Raw genomic sequence first — 20,096 nt, forward strand, 5'->3', positions numbered from 1 at the left:
CGGACAAAGTTTTCCGACTGTTTAATTAGTCTTAGAGTATTCCCCGTGAAGGGGATAACTTTATGAACTTTACAAACCTTATAAACTTTATAAACTCATTTATTCTTTCATTTTCTTTCTCAATTTCTCGCTTGCACGCATGGAGCAGAAGTGTTCACCGCACATGGAACAGAAATGTGCTTCCTTGTGTCCTTCGGCGGGTAAGGTTTCGTCGTGGAAACGGAGAGCTTTTTCAGAATCCAGTGCAAGGTGGAACTGGTCTTTCCAGCGGAATTCGAAGCGGGCTTTACTCATGGCGTAATCACGATAATAGGCAGCCGGATGTCCCTTTGCCAGATCGGCGGCATGAGCGGCGAGTTTAAAGGTGATCACTCCTTCTTTCACGTCGTCCCGGTTGGGAAGTCCTAGATGTTCTTTCTGCGTGACATAGCATAACATAGAGGTACCGTACCAGCCGATCATGGCTCCGCCAATGGCAGAGGTGATATGGTCGTAGCCGGGAGCGATATCCGTAACAAGCGGTCCGAGCGTGTAGAACGGCGCTTCATTACAATATTCAAGTTCGAGATCCATGTTTTCCCTGATTTTCTGCATCGGCACGTGACCGGGACCCTCGATAATAACCTGCACGTCGTGTTTCCATGCAATCTGAGCGAGTTCGCCCAAGGTTTTCAATTCGGATATCTGTGCCTCGTCGTTCGAATCGGCGATACATCCCGGGCGTAACCCGTCACCGATAGATACCCCGACATCGTATTTTGCCAGTATTTCGCAAATATCTTCAAAGTGATCGTACAAGAAACTCTCCTGCTTGTGCGTGGTACACCAGTGTGCCATGATAGCCCCTCCGCGGGACACGATACCCGTGAGGCGTTTCAGCGTCAAGGGTACATGATGCCAGCGCAATCCGGCATGAATGGTAAAATAGTCAACGCCCTGTTCTGCCTGCTCGATTAGCGTATCGCGGTAGATTTCCCATGTCAGGTCTTCTACTTTGCCCCGTACTTTTTCCAATGCTTGGTACAAAGGTACTGTTCCCACGGGCACGGGGGAATTGCGGATGATCCATTCCCGCGTTTCGTGAATATTCTTTCCGGTAGAAAGATCCATGATCGTATCGGCACCCCAGCGGAAAGCCCACGCGGCTTTTTCCACTTCTTCCGATATGGAAGAGGTAATCGGGGAATTACCGATATTGGCATTGATCTTCACGAGAAAATTACGTCCGATGATCATAGGTTCGCTCTCCGGGTGATTGATGTTTGCCGGGATAATGGCACGTCCGGCAGCCACTTCTTGGCGCACGAATTCGGGCGTGATATATTCCGGGAAGTTAGCACCTAAAGGTTCCCCCTTTTCCTTTTTATAGTTTTCCCTAATTTTATCGACCAGTTGGTTCTCGCGGATAGCAATAAACTCCATTTCCGGGGTGATGATACCCTGTCTAGCGTAATACATTTGTGATACGCGATGCCCCGGTTTTGCCACTCTGGGGGTAGTGTTCACGTGCTCGAAACGAAGAGCGTCCAGCGATTTGTCATTCTGGCGCATCCGCCCGTACTCGGAACTTAAACCGTCTAATTTTATGGTATCATTCCGGTCGGCAATCCATTGTTCCCTGATTTTGGGCAATCCCTTGTGCAGATCCACTTTATAGTCCGGATCGGTATAAGGACCCGATGTGTCGTAAACAACAACGGGTTCGTTTTCAACTTTTTTCCCGTCAATATCAATCGTCGGGGAGAGGGCGATACGACGCATCGGTACTTTGATATCGAACATCTCGCCTTTCACGTAAATTTTCTCGGAACCCGGTAGCGGGCCGCTTGAGATTTTAAATTGTTCCATGTTTATATTTTAGATTTATGATTTCAGATTTATAATTTCAGATTTATAATTTACGATTTAATGATATTTGGAATCTAAAATCGTAAATCATAAATCTAAAATCAAATCATCCTCCCTGTACCGCCTTAATGATAATGATTTTGTTTCCGTCCTGTAAAACGGTTTTATTCCAATCCGGGCGGGGAATAACGGAGAAATCCACGGCAATGGCGATGTTTTCCGTTTTGATGTCGTTGGCTTCCAATACTTCGGGAAGTGTAGCCCCGGCGGGGCATTCAAATACTTTGTCGTTTATAAATATCTGCATCGTTTTAATTTTTAAATTTAGAATGAAAGAATTGAATTAAACTTTAATTCCCGAAATGGGTTGTCATTTTCAATTTTTCATTTTCCATTTCTTCAGGGGATTCTATAAAACGGCATTCAACTTGTATTATAACTCTTTCCCTACGCCGGCATTACCCGGATCAGGTTCATGGGTATAATCTCAGCCTGTTGTTTTCATCTGCTAATGGTCTTAGTCAGACAGAAGTGTCGGGAAATTTCCCTTGCTTCTTAGGCACCCCTTCAGAATATTTCACGACAAAGCTACAATAATATTTTAATACGCGGAATATTTTGGAAAGAAAATAAACGTTTCTTTACAGGATGGCTAGTTGAAGACCGTTGAAATCAATCAATTGTACCTGTTTACCCTCCATGGCAATCATTCCCTCCTTGATCATTTTGTTGATTTCTTTAGAGAGGGCGGGACGAGTGACGCACAGGTATTCGGCGAGTTGCATGATATTATGTTCGATCAGGACTTTATTATTATCATCTTTGGCGTGTTCAAAGAGATAGGTGATAAAACGTCCCCGCACGCTTTTCTGGGAGAGAGCCCGAAGACGGGAAACGGTACAACGGTTGCAATTACCCGTTATCTGGAGAAATTTCTTCAAGATGCTCGGTTCTTTGCTGATTAATTCAAACAGCGAGGCTTTGGTAACCGTGAAATAAATACCTTCTTCCACGACCGTGAAGGTGGCGGGCAACAGGCTGTCGGCACTGAATAAATGTGGTGTGGCAAACGCACGGGGAGCAATGATATTCTCGATCATTACTTCATTACCCAAAGCGTCGAATATGTCTACCCGCAAACGCCCTTTCAGCAGTACCATAAGATTCTTGCAGATCGTGTTCTGTTTGGCAATCTGTTCGTTTTTGCTGATATTGTAAACGGAATAATCCAATTGTTCCAGTAATGAATCTTTTATGTGAGAAGGCAAATCCCGGAAGAGAGGGATTTGGAATAATAATTCTTCGTGTTCCTTTGTGAAAGTGATTAAATTCATTGCCATTGAATTACTGGTTTACCGTGCAAATATAAATAAAAGTTTGTCTTCGGCAAGTTACAAGTTGCCGAAGGCAAACTCCCCGTGAGTGAACTAATCCAAATTGTACGTGTGAACGCTCACCCCTTGCGCGGATGGAAGGTAATTGATGCCGTACCAGCACATTTGCAAAAGAACGAACGAAACGAGTAATATACTCAATGCCATTCTGTGTTTCCGGTTCCGGTGGAGTCTGAAGTGGATATATACCAGATAGGACACCCATGTCGTGGCTGCCCATGTTTCTTTCGGGTCCCAGCTCCAGTAGTGTCCCCATGCTTCTTTTGCCCACACCGCCCCGAATAACATTCCCAAGGTCATAAAAGAAAGTCCCACGTAAACCAAATTGTCACAGAGATCCATTTCCTGTTGTGTGGCTTTTTTCTCTTTCTTGAACCATAACAAGTAAATTGCCATGATCGCGGCAGCACCCAGCATGGCATAGGCGAACATATAAACGATCACGTGAGGGGCAAACCACGGGCTCTGCAAGGCGGGCATTAACGTCTTGTTATGTATTTCCGGTTTGAATATATTGATACAGATGAACACGATGGACAGGACGGTACTGAAAGTGAGTATCCATTTATATTTCCAACGGGCATACGTGATGATTCCCGCCAAGGGCAAAAAGAACGAATACCACAGGCGGGTTTCCCCCATGGTACGCATGGGCGGACGTTCCAGTGAAATCCACATGCTTACGATAAAAGCGAAGAACACCAGCAATCCCGTGATTGTACACCCGAATGTCAATCCCGGGTGCCTGCCTTTCCATGCACTTATCGATCCCGCTCCCCAGAAGCATAAAGCTATAACGGCAAATATTGGAAATTGATCCCACGTCATACGTTTTCCTCCTTTCTTTTTCCGGCTATCGTGAACATGCACACGGCTCCCGCTATCATCATCCATATACCCGTGTAAACCAAGGGTAACCACGGGTCTTTGACTATTTCCAAAATACTGATTTCACTCCATTTGCCCTTACTCTCGTCGTAGCTTAGCTGGTATATCTTCCAACCTTCTATTTGATAGGGCTTGTTTACCTCGATCGTTGCCGAGTCTTTACGTCCGCTCCGCGTGTACACGGTCACTCGCGAAGCGAAACGACGGGGTTCCCGGTCGGGCATCACCAGACTCATTTTTTCGTTCAGGCGTATGGCTTTGTAAGGGAACAGGAAGCTGCCGCAACTCACCCAACCTTCCTGCCGTTCTCCGGTTTGCCGATTCTCTGCTTTCGCGTACAAGGCGTAGGCGGCTCCCATGGAATGAAATTCCACGTACTTTACCGTGTCTTCCGTGGCGACTCTTGCCGCCGAGGGCAAACGTTGTTCAATGGTGATATGCCAATCCTCTAAATCTCCCGATAAAACAGAATCTTCCACGAGTATATTTTCGGCTTTTCTTTCGGGGATCACCTTACCCGTTTCATTATCGATGAGCATCAGTTTCGGGGGATACTCGTCAATCGTGAAATCGTGAAGTTCTATGGCAAGTGGTAATTCCATCAGTTTCCGGTCTTCATCGAAAGCCCGCCATTCGGCTTTGCCGATGCTGGTTTGCATTTTCAACCGCTGCATATCGGCACTTCCAAGGATGGCTCCCGTGAGAGCTAGAAAGAGTCCCATATGATTAAGTATAAACGGAATATCTCTTGGCTTGAAATGCCGGATACGACGCAATGTTACCATACCCAACAGCGTGATGAACCATACCAGCAACAAGGAAAATGACCACGCCGACAGCATTTGATGAAAACCGAGCCAACCGGCAATTCCCGTGACGTGTACTTTCTCGTTGACCTGCAACGTGAGCCCCATGATAACAGTGATGATCACGGCGGCTATCATGGAAGTCACTGCCGCCTGATAACCGCTCATCCACCGGAAAAGATATACTTTCCGGGACAAAAGAGAAGCCGCGATAATTAAAACGAGATAGACCAATCCAAGAATTAAATTCACCGGATAGGCTAAAAGATCCAAATGTACTTTACCTAAAACAATTTGCAGGAGAGTTCCCACGAGGAACAATCCCCCGCAAATCGCGAATCCTTCTTTATATCCCCAAGGTTTCTGCCACATACATATTTTACATGCTTACTCTCCCGTTTTCCTTCGCTTTCGCGAGCCACTGGGGGACAATCGTGTTCATGAACTTTTCTTTCGCTTCTTTTTCTTTCTTGATATCTAACCCGATATATGCCTGTGCTTTTTCTTTTGTAGAGATATCCGGCATGGGAACATTTTCCAAATGACCGTTCTTGGCCAATACTTTAGAGATAGCCAACCGGGCTTGCATCGCTTTGTCAACTCCATTACCCAGTATACGTTGTATTTCTTGCGGCGCGTGGAATGAACCGCCATGAGAGGCTACACCGAAATCCCATCTCCATTGAGCCTGACGCAATAATTTCAGACTTTCTTTCATTTGTTCATCGGTAGCGCCGTTGTCCCAAGCGTATTTTGCCTCGATGTGTGCTTTTGCCAGTTCCTGTTCCAGACGGTTACGGGTTTCATTGGCTTTGTGTTGGCGTTCGTACACGTTATTACGCAGGGTTTCCTCGCTTTCGCGGTGACAAACCTGACACGTGCGGTCTATCATTGCCAATGGGCTTTGGATATGGTGGTCGCTGAATTTCATGCCGCCTTCACTCTTGTACGGCATATGGCAATCGGCGCAAGATACTCCCCGTTGCCCGTGAATACCCATTTGGGCGATCTCGTAATCCGGGTGCTGTGCTTTCAGGATCGGGGTTTTACTGAGCGCATGTATGTAATCATAGAATTCCGCTTCGTCATAGTAAGTTTCCATGTCTTCTACCGTGAAACCTTTGTCCCACGGGAAAGTCAGGTATTTGCCGTCGCCTTTGAAATAATATTCCACGTGGCATTGTGCGCATACCAGAGAACGCATTTCCTGTGGGGTGGCTTTATCAATATCTTTGCCTTGGCGGGCAAATGCTTCCCGCAGAGCCGGACGACTGATATGCAGGTTCATGTTTTCCGGTTCGTGGCAATCGGCACACCCTATCGGGTTCACGATCTCGCTTCCCATGGCAGCCCATTTATTGCTGTAAAAGTTTTCAACCCCGATAGCCTCCATTATGCGGGGCACGTCCGGGCTCTTGCATGTCCAGCAGGTAGCGGGTTGCGGTCCTTCCTCGGCAGTCATGGGGCTGCCCACGCGGAGGGTATGACGCATATCGTCGATAGCGTGCATGTGTCCCCGGGGAGTGGAATAATCTTTGGAGAACGCGTATCCCGCCCAGAGTATCACCATTTCGGGACGTTGTTCCAATACATCCACTGCCTCGTTCCCGTTAAATTCGCTCTTGAAATCCGTCTTGATTGTTTCCGTCCACGTGTTGTATTCACGGGGATAGTTTTCCCCGAAAATCTCGTTACGTGCTTCAATACCTTTTATCTCGACTTTCTTGTTATTGAAAACGCTCACGATTTCAGCCTGACGATCCATAAGTGCTGAAACGAGCAATCCCAATATGAAAACGACAACCATTGTTCCCCCGAACAACAGCCATCCTTGCCATGATTTTAGTTTCTTTTCCATATATAATTAGTTTGTTATTGTTTCATTAATTTCTTTAGCCAAGCCGGGGCAGGGGATGCCGGGTAAGGAACCAGTGCCGCCGGGGTAGAGGAAAGACTGTTTTTCCCGCCGTGAGGAACATCCCGGTGACAGTCCCAGCACGCTTTGCCTTCACCGACTTGTGCCATCATGTAGTCAACGCGCCCTGTCTTCACGAACTCCGTGTTTAATTGCGTGTGACAACGGATGCAATTGTTCATGATCACTTTTGAACTCTCCGGAATGGCTTGCAATACTTGCGGTTCACCTTTCGCCAGATAGACCGCCACGTGGCGCATCCCGTCCATTCCTTTGAATACCCATTTCTTCACGAAGTTGTCATGTGGTACGTGACAATCGTTACAGGTAGCGTCGCGGCTGTGCGAACTATGGAACCACGTGGCGTAATAGGGTGCCATGATATGACAATTCACGCAGGCTGACGGATCGTCACTTAGATAGGTGTGTGCCCGCAGCACGTAAAGGAATAGCATACCGCTTCCGCTGATCACTCCCAGTAAAACGATAGATACTATCTTCCACCTGCGGGAAGGTAATACTCGATTAATTATGGCTTTCAGTTTCATCTGCTATATGGTATAATTTTAGACAAAAATACGGAATTAATTAATACGTGTGTGTAATCAAAATTACACTTTGATAAATTTCTTGTGAAGAGTCGCCTTCGGCGAGTTGCAAGTTGCTTCACTAGCGTTTATGACAGTATTCCAACTCCTCCTCTGTTTATAGAGGAGGAGGCTGCGAAGCAGACGGAGGAGTTTGTTGATTAGGAGATTCAATGATTTTAGATTGAATGATTCCAGCCGCACTAGCAACGCTTCGTAAATCACGGAATCGACAATTATTGAATCACTGAATCAAAAAACTCCCTCCCCCTTTCGGGGTACTCCCTCTATAAACAGAGGGAGAGCTAAGATACAGTCTTGCACGCTAGAGAAGCAACCTGCAACTCGCCGAAGGCGAACAATGTTCACTCCAGTAACAGCTCCGTGTTCCATCGGTGTTTCTTCATGTCCACGCACCCGTTTTTCTTGAAGGTTACGCCTTCTTCAATCAACAATTCCTTTTGTTCCGGCCAGTTCGGGGCTATTCCCCCTTTGTGATTTACAACTCGGTGGCAGGGAAGATGCAGGTCAGCCGGGGCGTTGAACATGGCTTGCCCGACCATTCGGGAGTATTGAGGTCTGCCCGCTAACCGGGCGACACCGCCGTAGGTAAGCACTTTTCCAAAAGGGATTTGTTTCACGATTTCGTAAACTTCCGGGAAGAATTCTTCGCGTGTACTCTTGTCAGGCATATTATTCAATTCATGTTCACGGGGTGAAGATAGTAAATATATTCAATACTAGCCAATTAATGGGGCTTCTCGAATATTATTTAACGAACGTTTATTGATACTGCAAATATAAGATTTCTATTTAAAAAAACAAACAGTCATCAAAAGTATTTAATTACTTCATTTCCAAAACATAGAATGATACACGCGGAATCAAAGTACTGTCCGGTTATCATGGATAAAAGCTATCGCATAAAACCTTCTTTTTTTAGTATTTATTTGAATTGGTGTTTTACTGGCGAGAGGGAGTAAGATGGATGTATTTGCACTATAAATAAGCGTGTTATTTTAAATGAAATGTGTATGATTATATTAAAAGTGTTTAGATCAAAGAATAAGCTGGTTTACTTCAGTTTGGCCAAGAAGTACAATACCACCCCGTGGTACGTGTATAAATTGGCACATGGTAAACGAGTTCGAATTACCGGAGTTACGCATGAAATATTAAACGAGCTGAGAGACCTGAATATTATCGAGAATATCCGGGTATGAGAGCTGGTTGCACGGGGCTGGCTATATTCTCATTAAGCCAGCCCTTTTTTACTGTCTCATCAATTTACGGGTAAGTACCTCCGGATCATGGATGTATTCGGGCAGGTACTCTACTTTGTTCGCCCTCGACGGGCAAATATCTATACCGCCCCGGCGGGTGTAAATACACGTTATCGAGAGTATTTCCGGGTTGAATTTATCCCATAAGCGTTTGTACGTCATTTCGCAGATTTCCTCGTGGAAATGGTTCTCGTTCCGCAGGGAAACGATGTATTTTAGCAGGGAAGCGTTGTTCGGCAGGCGGGAACCTTTCATTCGAATATAGATGCTTCCCCAATCCGGTTGCTTCGTGATCTTGCAATTACTGCGCAATAAATGGCTGCAAACCTTTATTTCACCTTCACCGGGCGTGTTTTCTTCCAGAAGAGCCGGGGTTTCGTCGTATTCCGTGAATGACAGGTCTTCCGCGTTTTTATCGTTTTCCAGCAGGGCATAGCCGTTGAAATCGAAAAACAATTCTTCCGGTTCCTGTTGGAAGAAAGAAATATCTACCCGTGTATCCAGAATTTGCTCCAAGTCGGATTTCACGATTCGGGTAAACAAGTCAATCCCTTCCGCCACGTTTTCCCCGAGGCGGGTCATGTTGAGCGAATTGAGGTAAAGTTTTAAGGACTTGCTCTCCACTATATTCGGGCTGCCCGCCGAATACACGATCTTTAGCACCCCGCACACGGGAAGTCCTTTTTGGGTTAAGAATCCTGCCTCGTAAGCATGCCATGTGTCATATCCCCGGAAAAGTTCTTCCGGGAGATGAATATCGTATATCACCCGGTTCAGACTACGGGGAACCGGAACGAGAATCAACGGGCAATAATCCGTGGGGTAGGCAACTTGCTGCCCGAGTACCTTGGCTTCTATTCCCATGACTAAAAGTTTTGCATGTTATACAATTTCGTGTATATACCGTTCTGTGCCAATAATTCCTCGTGGCGTCCCTGCTCGACGATTTCTCCTTCGTGGAACACGCAGATCAGGTCTGCATTCCGGATCGTCGACAGGCGGTGGGCCACGACAATGGATGTACGATTCTTCATCAGGTTATCCAATGCTTCCTGCACGAGTTTTTCCGATTCGGTATCCAGAGCCGAGGTTGCCTCGTCAAGAATCATGATCGGGGGATTCTTCAGTACGGCACGCGCGATGCTTAAACGCTGCCGTTGTCCGCCGCTTAATTTCCCGCCGCGGTCACCGATATTAGTCTGGTAACCTTTTTCCGTCTGCATGATGAAGTCGTGGGCGTTGGCAATCTTGGCGGCTCTTTCCACTTCTTCCGGAGTGGCGGTTTCCACGCCGAACGCGATGTTGTTGAATATCGTGTCGTTGAACAGGATCGGGTCTTGGTTCACGTTCCCCATCAATGCCCGCAGGTTTTGAGTAGAGGTATCTTTGATATTTATACCGTCAATCGTTATTTCTCCTTTCACGACATCGTAGAAGCGGGGGAGAAGATCGACAAACGTGCTCTTGCCCGAACCGGATTGCCCCACGAGTGCGATAGTCTTGCCTTTCGGGATGGTTAAGGTCACGTCTTTCAGTACCAGATGATCCTGACGGTAAGCAAAGTTCACGTGTTTGTATTCAATCTGCCGGTTAAAATCTTTCAGCGGCTTCGGGTTCTCCGGCTCTTTTATCGTGGATTCGGCGTTAAGTATCTGGTCGATACGATCCATGGCTGCCTGTCCTTTCTGTATACTGTACAATGCCGTGGAGAATTGTTTTGCCGGGTTGATGATAGAGTAGAATAGCGCGATGTACGCGATAAAATCCTGAGCCTCCATGATCGGGGAATCTCTCAAGATAAGGTACCCCCCGAACCAAACCACGATAACCACGACGATCGTTCCGAGAAATTCACTCATCGGGTGAGCGAGTGAACGCCGACGCATCAATTTGTTCATGATCCGGCGGTAGTCCTCGTTCAAGTTGGAGAACGACCGATCTACCTTTTTCTCCGCGTTAAAAGCCTTGATAATACGTAAACCGGAGAGTGTTTCCTCGATATTGGACAGGATTTCTCCCATTTTATCCTGTCCCTCTTTCGATCTCTTCTTCAGTGATTTACCTACTTTCCCGATCAGGAGTCCCATGACAGGCAACAGTACCAGTACGAATAAGGTCAATTGCCAACTCATGAAAATCATCGTGCTCAAGTAAATCAATATCAATATAGGGTTCTGGAAAAACATTTCCAGCGAGTTCATGATCGAGTTTTCCACTTCCTGCACGTCACCCGTCATGCGCGAAATGATATCCCCTTTGCGTTCTTCCGAGAAGAAGGGGAGCGGGAGCGATAAAATCTTCCGGTAAATCATGCGGCGAATATCCCGGACAACCCCGTTCCTGATAAAGATAATCTCGTAAGAAGCCATGTAAGAAAACCCGGTTTTGAAGAGAGCCGCCAACGCGAAGAAGCCTCCCGCGACCAGTAACGTGGTGACTGGTCCGATCGTATCCCGTCCTAACGTGACATAGTAGTACAGGATATTTTTCAGCGTGGTCATATTCATCGCGAATTCAGGCAATTCCTTCACGTCGGATTCCGTCCGGAAAAGGATGCCCAAAACGGGTATCAATATCACGAATGACATCGAACCGAATATGGCGTGCAATATATTATATAGTATATTCTTGGTTAACCTTGCCTTGTAAGGAGGAATAAATCTTTTCAGTATCTGGATAAAATCGCGCATGTATTCCGTTTATAATCTCCCCGTGTAGTTGGAGGGAGTGATTTGTTTTAATGCTTTCTTCAACTCGGGGGACACGTCCAATGTATCGATAAATTCGGCAATGGATTGTTGTGTCACTTTACTGTTGGTGCGGGTGAGTGCTTTCAACGCCTCGTACGGGTTCGGGTAAGCCTCTCGCCGCAGGATGGTCTGGATGGCTTCCGCCACGACAGCCCAGTTTTCCTCCAAGTCTGCCTCTATCGCCGGTTTGTTGATAATCAATTTATTCAATCCTTTCAGTGTTGATTTGAACGCGATTACCGTGTGAGCCAAAGGCACCCCGATATTACGCAACACGGTAGAGTCCGTCAAATCTCTTTGCAGGCGGGATATCGGCAATTTATTGCTCAGGTGATCCAGTATAGCGTTTGCCATACCGAGATTGCCTTCCGAGTTCTCGAAATCGATCGGGTTCACCTTGTGGGGCATGGCGGACGAACCGACTTCCCCCGCTTTGATTTTCTGTTTGAAATAAGTCATGGAGATATACGTCCAGAAATCACGATCCAAATCAACCACTATCGTGTTGATACGGCGCAGGTTGTCGAACACGGCGGCAAAGTTGTCGTAGTTCGAGATTTGCGTGGTGTATTGTTCCCGCTCTATTTTCAGCTTTCGCGTCAGGAAATTATTGGCAAACTCCGTCCAGTCGATCTCCGGGTAAGCCACGGTATGGGCGTTAAAGTTTCCGGTAGCCCCGCCGAATTTCCCGGAGCAGGCTACTTTCTTCAACAATTCCAGTTGTTTGCTCAGGCGATACACGAATACCTTTATCTCTTTCCCCAAGCGGGTGGGTGATGCCGGTTGCCCGTGAGTCTTTGCCAGCATGGGCACGTCTTTCCATTCTTCGGCAAGTTCTTCCAGTTTCGCTATCAGTTCGTCGATGAGCGGGTAATACACGTCATGGATAGCATCCCGGAAAGAGCAGGGCACAGAGGTATTGTTTATATCCTGTGAGGTCAGTCCGAAATGGATAAATTCTTTGTACTCGTGCAGGTTCAATTGATCGAATTTCTCTTTGATGAAGTATTCCACGGCTTTCACGTCGTGGTTCGTGACTTTCTCGATGTCCTTCACCTTTTGCGCGTCTTCCACGGAGAAATCGAGGTAAATATCTTTCAAGCTATCGAACAGCGCGTGATCGAATCCTTTTAATTGCGGCAATGGAAGCTCGCAGAGAGCGATAAAATATTCAACTTCAACCATCACCCTGTAACGAATCAAGGCACTCTCGGAAAAGTAGTTCGCCAACCCTTCGACTTTATCTCTGTATCTGCCGTCGATAGGGGAAATTGCTGTTAATGCTTGCATAATATACTTTAATTTTTAATTGTTTCTCTCGCGAAAGTACAAAAAAGTTCGTAAAGTTTATGAGGTTCGTAAAGTTTATAAAGGAGGGTGGCAAAAGTCATCTTGAACTCCCTCCCCCCTCCGGGGTATTGAGCCCGGAAACCGGTCTCGAACTGTCTCTCGCTCGGTAACAAAGAAGCAAGCTTCTCCGTTACCCTCGCTTACTCGCCAGTTTCCCTCTATAAACAGAGGGAGAGCTGAATTACTCACCGTCTTCGGTAAATGTCACCAGTTCCTCCTCTGTTTATAGAGGAGGTGGATGCGAAGCGGACGGAGGAGTTCAATCTAAAATCTAAAATGAATACTCCCTCCCTCTTCCACCCTTAGGAAAAATCAAAAAAATCCCTTAAATTTACACGAATTTTAAAGGTAATCGGAACATGAACTTCTTCCAAGGATTTTCTAAAGGAATAAAGGCATACGGTGAAGCCGTGAAACTATTGTTTTCCGGGCGTTTCTGTTATTTCCTTTTATTTCCGGTCGTGATAATTATCGTGCTGTTCGCGGCGGGGAATTACGCTGTTTCCTGTATCGGGGGCGGACTTTCCGAGACGGTGGAACAGCAGGTTATGGATTGGGTTTCCGGCATTTCGTGGTTGAGTTGGGTTTCCGGTACGGTAGGTTTTATCGTGCGGTTGCTCGTGCGTGCCGTGTACTACATCCTGTTTATTTCTTTCGGGGGGTACGTGGTGATGGTCGTGATGTCGCCCGTCTACTCGTGGCTTTCCGAGCGCACGGAAGCGCGTCTTTCCGGGCGGGAATACCCGTTCAGTTTCGGGCAGTTGATGTGGGAAATCGGGCGGGGCATCGTGATCTCCTTGCGTTGTATGATATTTCAATTTATATTGACCGTTCTCTTGTTTTTCCTCTCTTTTATCCCGCTGGTCGGGTTGGTCACCCCGGTGCTGACGTTCGGGGTAAGTGCCTACTTCTACGGTTTCGCCTTCATGGATTACGCCGTGGAGAGGAAGCGTTTCCGGGTGCGGGAGAGTGTCCGCTATATGCGGCGCAATTCGGGAATGGTCGTCGCGATAGGGGCGGTATTTACCTTATCGTTGATGCTCCCGTTTATACGGGTAGTGGCGTGTAGTTTTGTATCTTTATTATCGGTAATCGCCGGGACGGTTGTCGTGAATGAAACATTAAATAAAAAGGTCGAGAAATGAAAAGATTGTTGCTTTGCATCGGTTTGTTGTTTTGTCTTCTCTCCGCGAGCGCGACGGGGAATAAGGCTATCGTGTACAAGGTGGATATAAAAGACGAAATCGGTCCGGGCATCTGGCGGCTGGTCAAGAAATCGTTCGACCGTGCCACGAAGGAGCGTGCCGATTACGTGTTGATTCACATGAATACCTACGGGGGAATGGTGGTATACGCCGATTCCCTGCGCAGCCTGATCCTGAATTACCCGAAACCCGTGTGGGTATTTATTGATAATAACGCGGCTTCTGCCGGGGCTTTGATTTCCATCGCCTGTGACAAGATATACATGCGGGAGGGGGCGAATATCGGTGCGGCTACTGTGGTCAACCAGACGGGAGAGGCTATGCCGGACAAGTACCAGTCGTACATGCGTTCCATGATCCGCGCCACGGCACAGGCGCACGGCAAAGATACGGTGACGGAGAACGGCAAGACGGTTGTCCGCTGGCATCGCGACCCGCGCATTGCCGAGGCGATGGTGGACGAGCGTGTGGCGGTGGAAGGTGTTTCGGACAGCGGCAAGATATTGACTTTCACGCCACACGAGGCGATGCAGCACGGGTATTGTGAAGGAATCGCCGAGAGCGTGCCGGAAGTGATACGGGAAGCGGGCGTCACGGATTACGAGTTGCGGGAATATCGCCCCACGACGATGGATCGGTTGATCGGTTTCCTGATCAGCCCGATTATACAGGGACTCCTGATCATGGTTATCATCGGCGGCATTTACTTTGAATTGCAGACTCCCGGGGTAGGTTTCCCGCTGGTTGCCGCCGTCACGGCATGTTTGCTTTACTTCGCGCCGTTGTACTTGGAAGGGTTTGCCAATTACGTGGAAATCATCTTGTTCGTCGTGGGACTTGTCTTGCTCTTGCTGGAAATATTTGTCATACCGGGATTCGGCGTGGCGGGAATACTCGGCATTCTTTGCATCGTGGGTTCCTTGGCGTTATCCGGCATTGACAACTTTACCTTTGAATTTCTGCCCGATTTCGCGGGGGCAATCATCCGTTCACTGTTCTTCGTTATCAGTTGTTCTCTGATTTCCGTCGTCGGCAGTATTTGGTTAAGCCGCAAGTTATTCGGTTCCCGTCGGTTGAACTTTGCCCTTCACGCGGAACAGCGGGTAGAGGAGGGATTCGTGGGCGTGGATATGACCGTGAAGGAAGAAGTCGGGAAAGAGGGTGTAACATTCACGGACTTGCGCCCGGCGGGTAAGGTGGAAATCGGTAACGACATTTATGATGCCGTTTCCAACACGGGAGTGTTTATACAAAAAGGGGAGAAAGTAAAGATCATAAAGTATCAGGCGGGACAGGTTTACGTGGAAAAGCTCGTGCCATGAATCCAATCAGATGCTTGAAGAAAGTCGTTTACGTCGTTCTGGCGTTTATGATAGGGTGGTACGCGTATCCCTTGTTCAAGGATGCCGGTGCGGCAAAAACTTTTAATCGAGCCGCACGCTATTACAATAAAGGGAAATATGCCGATGCTGAGAAGTATTTCCTGATCGCGGCGAAGGACAGCATTCCGGAGGCGTATGTCAACTTGGGCATGATGTACTTCCGCGGCACGGGAGTGGAAAAGGATTACAAGAAAGCGGAATCTTGGTTGCGTTTGGCTGCCGAACACGGGTTTGCCGAAGCCCAATTCTGTCTGGGCGTGATATATCTCAAAGACGAAAGCAAATGTAGCATGCCGAAAGCCTTGCGTTGGTTTCTCGCCGCGGCGGTAAAGGGTGTACGGGAAGCCTCTAACAATCTGGGGGTGATGTACGAATACGGTTTGGGCGTACAGCGTGATACCGTGCTTGCCCGGATGTGGTACGACGTGTCGAACGAGTGATTCAATGATTTCTTGATTTATGATTGTTTTGGGAATCACTCAATCATAAATCAAGAAATCGTAAATCATAAATCAAATAAATTCCAACAACACCGCGCCGCACGAGTACCCGCCGCCGAAAACGGTCAGTCCCACGAGGTCGCCTCGCTCCACCCGGTCGAGGTTTTGCGAGAGGGCGATGCCGCAACTGGGACAACCCGTGTTGCCCACTTCCCCGATGTTCGACAGGATACGATCTTCCGGGAAGTCGATTTGCCGGGCGATCGTTGCCATGATTCGTTTGTTTGCCTGATGGGGGGCGATATATTTCAGGTCTGCCAATGTCTTGCCGTTGCTTTCCGTCACTACTTGCAAACCCTCGATCATGTAGTGGCAGGCATTGATAAACACGTCGCGTCCCTCCGGCATGCCGATGCCCCCGTGGCGCGGGCGCAGGTACACGGCGGTGTCCGCCTTGCCGATATGTCCCAGTCCCCGCGTGAAGATATCTAGTATCTTCGCCGCTTTTTCACCTTCCGGCGAAGTGGATATAGCGATGGCGATAGCACCGTCACCCCACAGGTGACCGCTCTGGGGACAACTCTCGTTGCTGTATTCCGTGTTATGCTCGGAGGCGACCACGATAGCTTTCGTCGCCTTGCCCATGGCGAAATACCCTTGCACGATCTCGATGGCGTTGATGAATGACGAACAAGCCGAGGAAACACTCAGGCATTTTGCCGCCCGCGTCGTGTACGCCCGCTGGATGGCGTGAGCCGCCGTGGCAACGGTGTCATGCGGGGAATACGTGGCAGCCACCACCAGATCGGTGTCCTCGATGGCGAAAGGCAGCTTGTCTTTCAGCCTTGCCACGGCTTCGAGAGCCATGGTATTCGTGTTTTCGCCTTCTCCCGCTTTGCTTCTGGTTTTGATTCCCGTTCTGCTGAATATCCATTCATCGTCCAGACCGTTCACGTCCTTGAAATAGGAATTGGGAACTCTCGCTTCCGGTATGTAATGTGCTATGGCGTTGATATATAGATCCATTTTTATAATGTGTTGTGATTACTTTTTGATAATCCCGTGAAATAATATATTAATATACTCGTTGATAATTTGAGGGTTTGGTCGATGATCATATTCCCGGATAAAACCAAATTCAAGGCTTTTAAAAACGGATTGCAGCGAGTTTGCCAGACGTCTGGGTTGTTTGATCGAGAATATCCCTTTATCCGCCCCGTCCTTTAAGATGGCGTACAAAAGTTCAATCTCCTGTTTGTCTATATTCTTTCTCAAGATATCGATTTTACTGTTGTTGTGTAAAAAAGTTTCCTTGATCGGCAGGCTTCCACCCATGAGTTCCGCGATTAAATTGAACCGTTCCTTTATATATAACTTCAACCGTTTGTCGGCGGGCAAGGCCGTGCGTACTGCCTGTTCCAGTTTTTGGTTTATCAATACTATTCTTTGATCCACGATGTGGTTAAAAATCTCTTCCTTGCTGTTAAAATGCGTGTACAAGGTACGCCTGCTAATCTTGGCGGCGTTGGCGATATCTTTCATCGTGGTCCCGTAGAAACTCATCTCGATGAACAATTTTTGTGCCACGTTGAGTATTTTATCTTTCGTTATTCGTAGGCTTGTTCTCATTTTAATTTCACAAATTGGAAAAAGTGTGCAATTATAATCAATAATTCGGGATATGCAAAATTAAGGGAAAACAAGTTTTCCCGGTTTATAAGGTTTATAAAGTTCATAAAGTGACGGGTGTCCTTTGAACAAGATTAAAACGGCAGCTCATGCTGCCGTTAGTATAGTACCCCGCGGGGGGCAATAACTTTATAAACCTTATAAACTTTATGAACTTTATAACTTCTGAAGTGTTAAATTGTATTTTTACCCGAAGATATGACAAATGTCATGTTTTCATCCCCCGCCGGGGGGTATATTCGCGCCCGAAATTAAAATCAAAATCAATGGTAAATATATTATTAAAAGAAAAGCCGTTTACCCGCGAGTGGTTCAAGACATACGCCTTGTTGGTCGGCGGGGCTTTCGTGTTAGCGCTGGGGTATAGTTGTTTCATGGCACCGTACAAGATTGTTCCGGGAGGAATATACGGTATCACGATAGTGTTGCAGCACATGTGGGGATTCCCGATAGGTATGGCAGCGCTCTGCTTCAATTTACCGTTGAGTTTAATCGGTTTACGGGTATTGGGTTCCGGTTTCGGGGTGAAGACATTTATTTGCTTCATTCTGGTTGCCGTGTTCTCCGACAGTCTTCCCGCCCTGTTGTTGACTTTGATGGGTGAACCTATCCCGGTGAGCGGCACGTTGGACCCGTTCAAATTGGGTGATGAAGTGTTGCTCGCCTGTATCTTCGGTGGGGTGGTCATGGGTATCGGCGTGGGCATGATACTGAAAACCCGCGCGTCCAGCGGCGGTACCGACGTGCTGTCGAACATCCTGCACAAGTGGACGCGTCGCCCGCTGGGGCAGTTGCAGATGTCCGTCGATTCCTGCATCGTGGTTTTCGGTTTCCTCATGTTTCAGGATTGGAAAGTGCCGATGTATTCTTGGTTGTCCATATTCCTGATGGGAAAGACGATCGATATGATTCTGCAAGGCTTCGACAACGAGAAGAGTTTCTTTATTATCTCCGACAAAGTGGAGGAAATCCGCGCCTATATATTGAATGACCTGCACCGCGGCGGTTCAATCGTGCCGATTCAAGGGATGTACAATCGTGCCGAGAAGGAGATGATCATGACCATGATCAACCGTCGCCAGATGGCTACCTTGCAACAGGCTATCTACAAGATTGACCCGAACGCTTTCGTGACCATCTTCGACGCCAACCAGATACTGGGCAAGGGCTTCAAGAAGCTGGAGGCGGACGCTTGAAAGTAATTGAAAATTGAAAGTTGAAAATTGAAAATGAACTACCCGAAGACGGGGTGGTATTCCAGCCACACGAGCGACGTTTTGTCAATCACTAATCAACAAACTCCCTCCCCCCCTTCGGGGTATTGAGCTATCGCTCGAACTGGAATACAGTCTTGCACGCTAGAAAAGCAACCTGCAACTCGCCGCGGGCGACTCTAAACAGAGGAGGAGCTGGAATACCACCCCCGTCTTCGGGTAGTTCTTCATTTTCAATTTTCAATTTTCAACTTTCAATTTTCAATTGCTTTCAATTGCTTTCAATTGCAAAGTAGTCGTTCGGCGAGAAGTCCCCGTTTCCCTCGCTGCCGAAGAAGGGGTAGACGTGGACGGTGCCGCCGTTGCCCCGCGGTTTGAAGGCGAAGGTTCCGTCGCCGCGACACGCGTAGCCTGTTTTTATCATGATAAGTCCGTTGCGTTCGTCGTCGCGGATGATGGCGACGTGGAGCCGGTCGGTGGCGGATTCGTCGGGTGTCCAGCGGAGGGTGATCGTGTCGCCCTCGCTGCTGCCGCTCATGTTATCGGGAAGCAGGAGAGGGCCGTTACTTATCATTAGCGGGCGGAATTTGCAGAACTTGCCTTGCTTCATGCACTTGTGGTTCACGTGGAAAAGGTAATTGTCGGCGTTCATGCCCGGGGGCTCCATGATTTCCACGAGGCGCCGCCACACGCCCAGCGGGCGCAACTGCCGGCTCATGTGCGCCACCAGTTTCCGGTTGGTATCGAATTCCGTTCTGGCTTTTTTCTGTCCCGGGGTGGGCGGGTGTTTCTTTTTCCACGCTTTTTTTTCCTTGGGAGTCATTTTTTTCACCCTTCGTTTCGCGATTTGTCCCAGCCGCCAAAAGAATACTAGATTACCCAATCGCAAGCGTTTCATCTTGCCCAGTAATAATTTTATCAGTTCGTTTGCTTCCATGATGAACCGTTTTTTATTGATTAACCATTTAATAATAAACAAATATAATGATTTTTTCAATATAAGCAAATTTTATTAAAAATATATACTTGTTTTAGCACGCGACAGTCGTGAAAATGTCTGTTCGCGCAATTTTTAGGCATATTCCTCGATGCATCCAATGTAATGCAAAATTGGATGTGTGTATTGATCCCGTTTCGAGTACATTTATTAACTTCCCATCTACTCCACTTCTACTGCCGATGTATTCCACCTTTTAGCAATACATCGGCAATACTTTTGGAATAGATGGGCAATACATGAAAGTGATGCCCACCTCGTGAAGAGGCGTGGGTGGCGGGATATGGGTATTGTTAAAATTAGTAAAAATAATCATTTTGACGGGTTTTTTGCTTGTTTTAGGTCTAA

Annotated in this window: 19 protein-coding genes and 1 riboswitch; of the genes, 5 read left to right on the forward strand and 14 right to left on the reverse strand. The window is 47.5% G+C overall.

Going from position 1 to position 20,096, the window contains the following annotated elements; all coding sequences use genetic code 11:
* Positions 1 to 99 precede the first annotated feature (99 nt).
* The 8 genes from thiC to Q5866_RS12270 all read right to left on the reverse strand — a co-directional run bounded on the left by thiC (position 100) and on the right by Q5866_RS12270 (position 8,130).
* Positions 100 to 1,848, reverse strand: coding sequence for a phosphomethylpyrimidine synthase ThiC (gene thiC / locus Q5866_RS12235; RefSeq protein ID WP_227214624.1), 1,749 nt, complete (start codon positions 1,846 to 1,848; stop codon positions 100 to 102).
* 106 nt (positions 1,849 to 1,954) lie between these two features.
* Positions 1,955 to 2,155, reverse strand: a complete 201-nt coding sequence (gene thiS / locus Q5866_RS12240; RefSeq protein ID WP_099292336.1) for a sulfur carrier protein ThiS — start codon at positions 2,153 to 2,155, stop codon at positions 1,955 to 1,957.
* 119 nt (positions 2,156 to 2,274) lie between these two features.
* A riboswitch (TPP riboswitch) is annotated at positions 2,275 to 2,425 on the reverse strand.
* 64 nt (positions 2,426 to 2,489) lie between these two features.
* Positions 2,490 to 3,182, reverse strand: a complete 693-nt coding sequence (locus Q5866_RS12245) for a Crp/Fnr family transcriptional regulator (RefSeq protein WP_099294529.1) — start codon at positions 3,180 to 3,182, stop codon at positions 2,490 to 2,492.
* Positions 3,183 to 3,275: 93 nt separating this feature from the next.
* On the reverse strand, positions 3,276 to 4,070 hold the full coding sequence (locus Q5866_RS12250) for a cytochrome c biogenesis protein (RefSeq protein WP_292267433.1): 795 nt from the start codon (positions 4,068 to 4,070) through the stop codon (positions 3,276 to 3,278).
* Positions 4,067 to 5,308 (reverse strand): cytochrome c biogenesis protein ResB, encoded by a 1,242-nt coding sequence (locus Q5866_RS12255; protein WP_292267435.1) that lies wholly within the window; start codon positions 5,306 to 5,308, stop codon positions 4,067 to 4,069. The genes Q5866_RS12250 and Q5866_RS12255 overlap by 4 nt, the downstream gene beginning before the upstream one ends.
* Positions 5,309 to 5,315: 7 nt before the next feature.
* Positions 5,316 to 6,794, reverse strand: a complete 1,479-nt coding sequence (gene nrfA / locus Q5866_RS12260; protein ID WP_303180513.1) for an ammonia-forming cytochrome c nitrite reductase — start codon at positions 6,792 to 6,794, stop codon at positions 5,316 to 5,318.
* Positions 6,795 to 6,808: 14 nt separating this feature from the next.
* Positions 6,809 to 7,399 (reverse strand): cytochrome c nitrite reductase small subunit, encoded by a 591-nt coding sequence (gene nrfH, locus Q5866_RS12265; RefSeq protein ID WP_303180514.1) that lies wholly within the window; start codon positions 7,397 to 7,399, stop codon positions 6,809 to 6,811.
* 404 nt (positions 7,400 to 7,803) lie between these two features.
* Complete coding sequence (locus Q5866_RS12270) at positions 7,804 to 8,130, reverse strand: MGMT family protein (RefSeq protein ID WP_099292341.1); 327 nt, start codon at positions 8,128 to 8,130, stop codon at positions 7,804 to 7,806.
* A 342-nt stretch (positions 8,131 to 8,472) separates the two neighbouring features.
* Here Q5866_RS12270 and Q5866_RS12275 point away from each other — a divergent pair, with 342 nt between their 5' ends.
* Positions 8,473 to 8,661 (forward strand): hypothetical protein, encoded by a 189-nt coding sequence (locus tag Q5866_RS12275; RefSeq protein WP_099292342.1) that lies wholly within the window; start codon positions 8,473 to 8,475, stop codon positions 8,659 to 8,661.
* A gap of 48 nt (positions 8,662 to 8,709) precedes the next feature.
* Here Q5866_RS12275 and Q5866_RS12280 read toward each other — a convergent pair whose 3' ends face one another.
* From Q5866_RS12280 to purB, 3 genes are read right to left on the reverse strand one after another with little or no spacing between them, the layout of a single operon-like run.
* Entirely contained in the window at positions 8,710 to 9,585 is an 876-nt protein-coding gene (locus Q5866_RS12280; protein ID WP_303180517.1) for an NADPH-dependent 7-cyano-7-deazaguanine reductase QueF, read from the reverse strand.
* A gap of 2 nt (positions 9,586 to 9,587) precedes the next feature.
* Positions 9,588 to 11,411: an ABC transporter ATP-binding protein gene (locus tag Q5866_RS12285; protein ID WP_099292344.1), complete on the reverse strand. Its 1,824-nt coding sequence runs from the start codon at positions 11,409 to 11,411 to the stop codon at positions 9,588 to 9,590.
* A gap of 9 nt (positions 11,412 to 11,420) precedes the next feature.
* Positions 11,421 to 12,761 carry an adenylosuccinate lyase gene (gene purB, locus Q5866_RS12290; RefSeq protein ID WP_099292345.1) on the reverse strand — a complete coding sequence of 447 codons (1,341 nt, stop codon included), beginning with the start codon at positions 12,759 to 12,761 and terminating at the stop codon, positions 11,421 to 11,423.
* Positions 12,762 to 13,180: 419 nt separating this feature from the next.
* On the opposite strand from purB, the gene Q5866_RS12295 reads away from it, so the two are divergent.
* Genes Q5866_RS12295 through Q5866_RS12305 form a run of 3 tightly spaced genes read left to right on the forward strand, consistent with a single transcriptional unit; the run spans position 13,181 to position 15,848 of the window.
* On the forward strand, positions 13,181 to 13,966 hold the full coding sequence (locus Q5866_RS12295; protein WP_227214630.1) for an EI24 domain-containing protein: 786 nt from the start codon (positions 13,181 to 13,183) through the stop codon (positions 13,964 to 13,966).
* The gene (locus Q5866_RS12300) at positions 13,963 to 15,348 is read left to right on the forward strand and encodes a nodulation protein NfeD (protein ID WP_303180518.1); all 1,386 of its coding nucleotides are present in this window, start codon (positions 13,963 to 13,965) and stop codon (positions 15,346 to 15,348) included. Before Q5866_RS12295 ends, Q5866_RS12300 begins: the two co-directional genes overlap by 4 nt.
* Positions 15,345 to 15,848, forward strand: coding sequence for a tetratricopeptide repeat protein (locus Q5866_RS12305; RefSeq protein WP_099292348.1), 504 nt, complete (start codon positions 15,345 to 15,347; stop codon positions 15,846 to 15,848). The genes Q5866_RS12300 and Q5866_RS12305 overlap by 4 nt, the downstream gene beginning before the upstream one ends.
* A gap of 72 nt (positions 15,849 to 15,920) precedes the next feature.
* Here Q5866_RS12305 and Q5866_RS12310 read toward each other — a convergent pair whose 3' ends face one another.
* Together Q5866_RS12310 and Q5866_RS12315 are read right to left on the reverse strand one after the other, a co-directional pair.
* Positions 15,921 to 16,874 carry a 3-oxoacyl-ACP synthase III family protein gene (locus Q5866_RS12310; protein ID WP_303180524.1) on the reverse strand — a complete coding sequence of 318 codons (954 nt, stop codon included), beginning with the start codon at positions 16,872 to 16,874 and terminating at the stop codon, positions 15,921 to 15,923.
* 18 nt (positions 16,875 to 16,892) lie between these two features.
* The gene (locus Q5866_RS12315; RefSeq protein ID WP_186975302.1) at positions 16,893 to 17,477 is read right to left on the reverse strand and encodes a TetR/AcrR family transcriptional regulator; all 585 of its coding nucleotides are present in this window, start codon (positions 17,475 to 17,477) and stop codon (positions 16,893 to 16,895) included.
* Between the two features lie 326 nt (positions 17,478 to 17,803).
* Here Q5866_RS12315 and Q5866_RS12320 point away from each other — a divergent pair, with 326 nt between their 5' ends.
* Positions 17,804 to 18,733 (forward strand): YitT family protein, encoded by a 930-nt coding sequence (locus Q5866_RS12320; RefSeq protein WP_303180526.1) that lies wholly within the window; start codon positions 17,804 to 17,806, stop codon positions 18,731 to 18,733.
* Between the two features lie 289 nt (positions 18,734 to 19,022).
* Here the strand turns inward: Q5866_RS12320 and Q5866_RS12325 are convergent, their stop codons facing one another.
* Positions 19,023 to 19,748 (reverse strand): hypothetical protein, encoded by a 726-nt coding sequence (locus Q5866_RS12325; RefSeq protein ID WP_303180528.1) that lies wholly within the window; start codon positions 19,746 to 19,748, stop codon positions 19,023 to 19,025.
* Between the last annotated feature and the right edge of the window lie 348 nt (positions 19,749 to 20,096).

Origin of the sequence: uncultured Butyricimonas sp., assembly GCF_959596855.1 — a bacterium.
GTDB lineage: Bacteria > Bacteroidota > Bacteroidia > Bacteroidales > Marinifilaceae > Butyricimonas > Butyricimonas muris.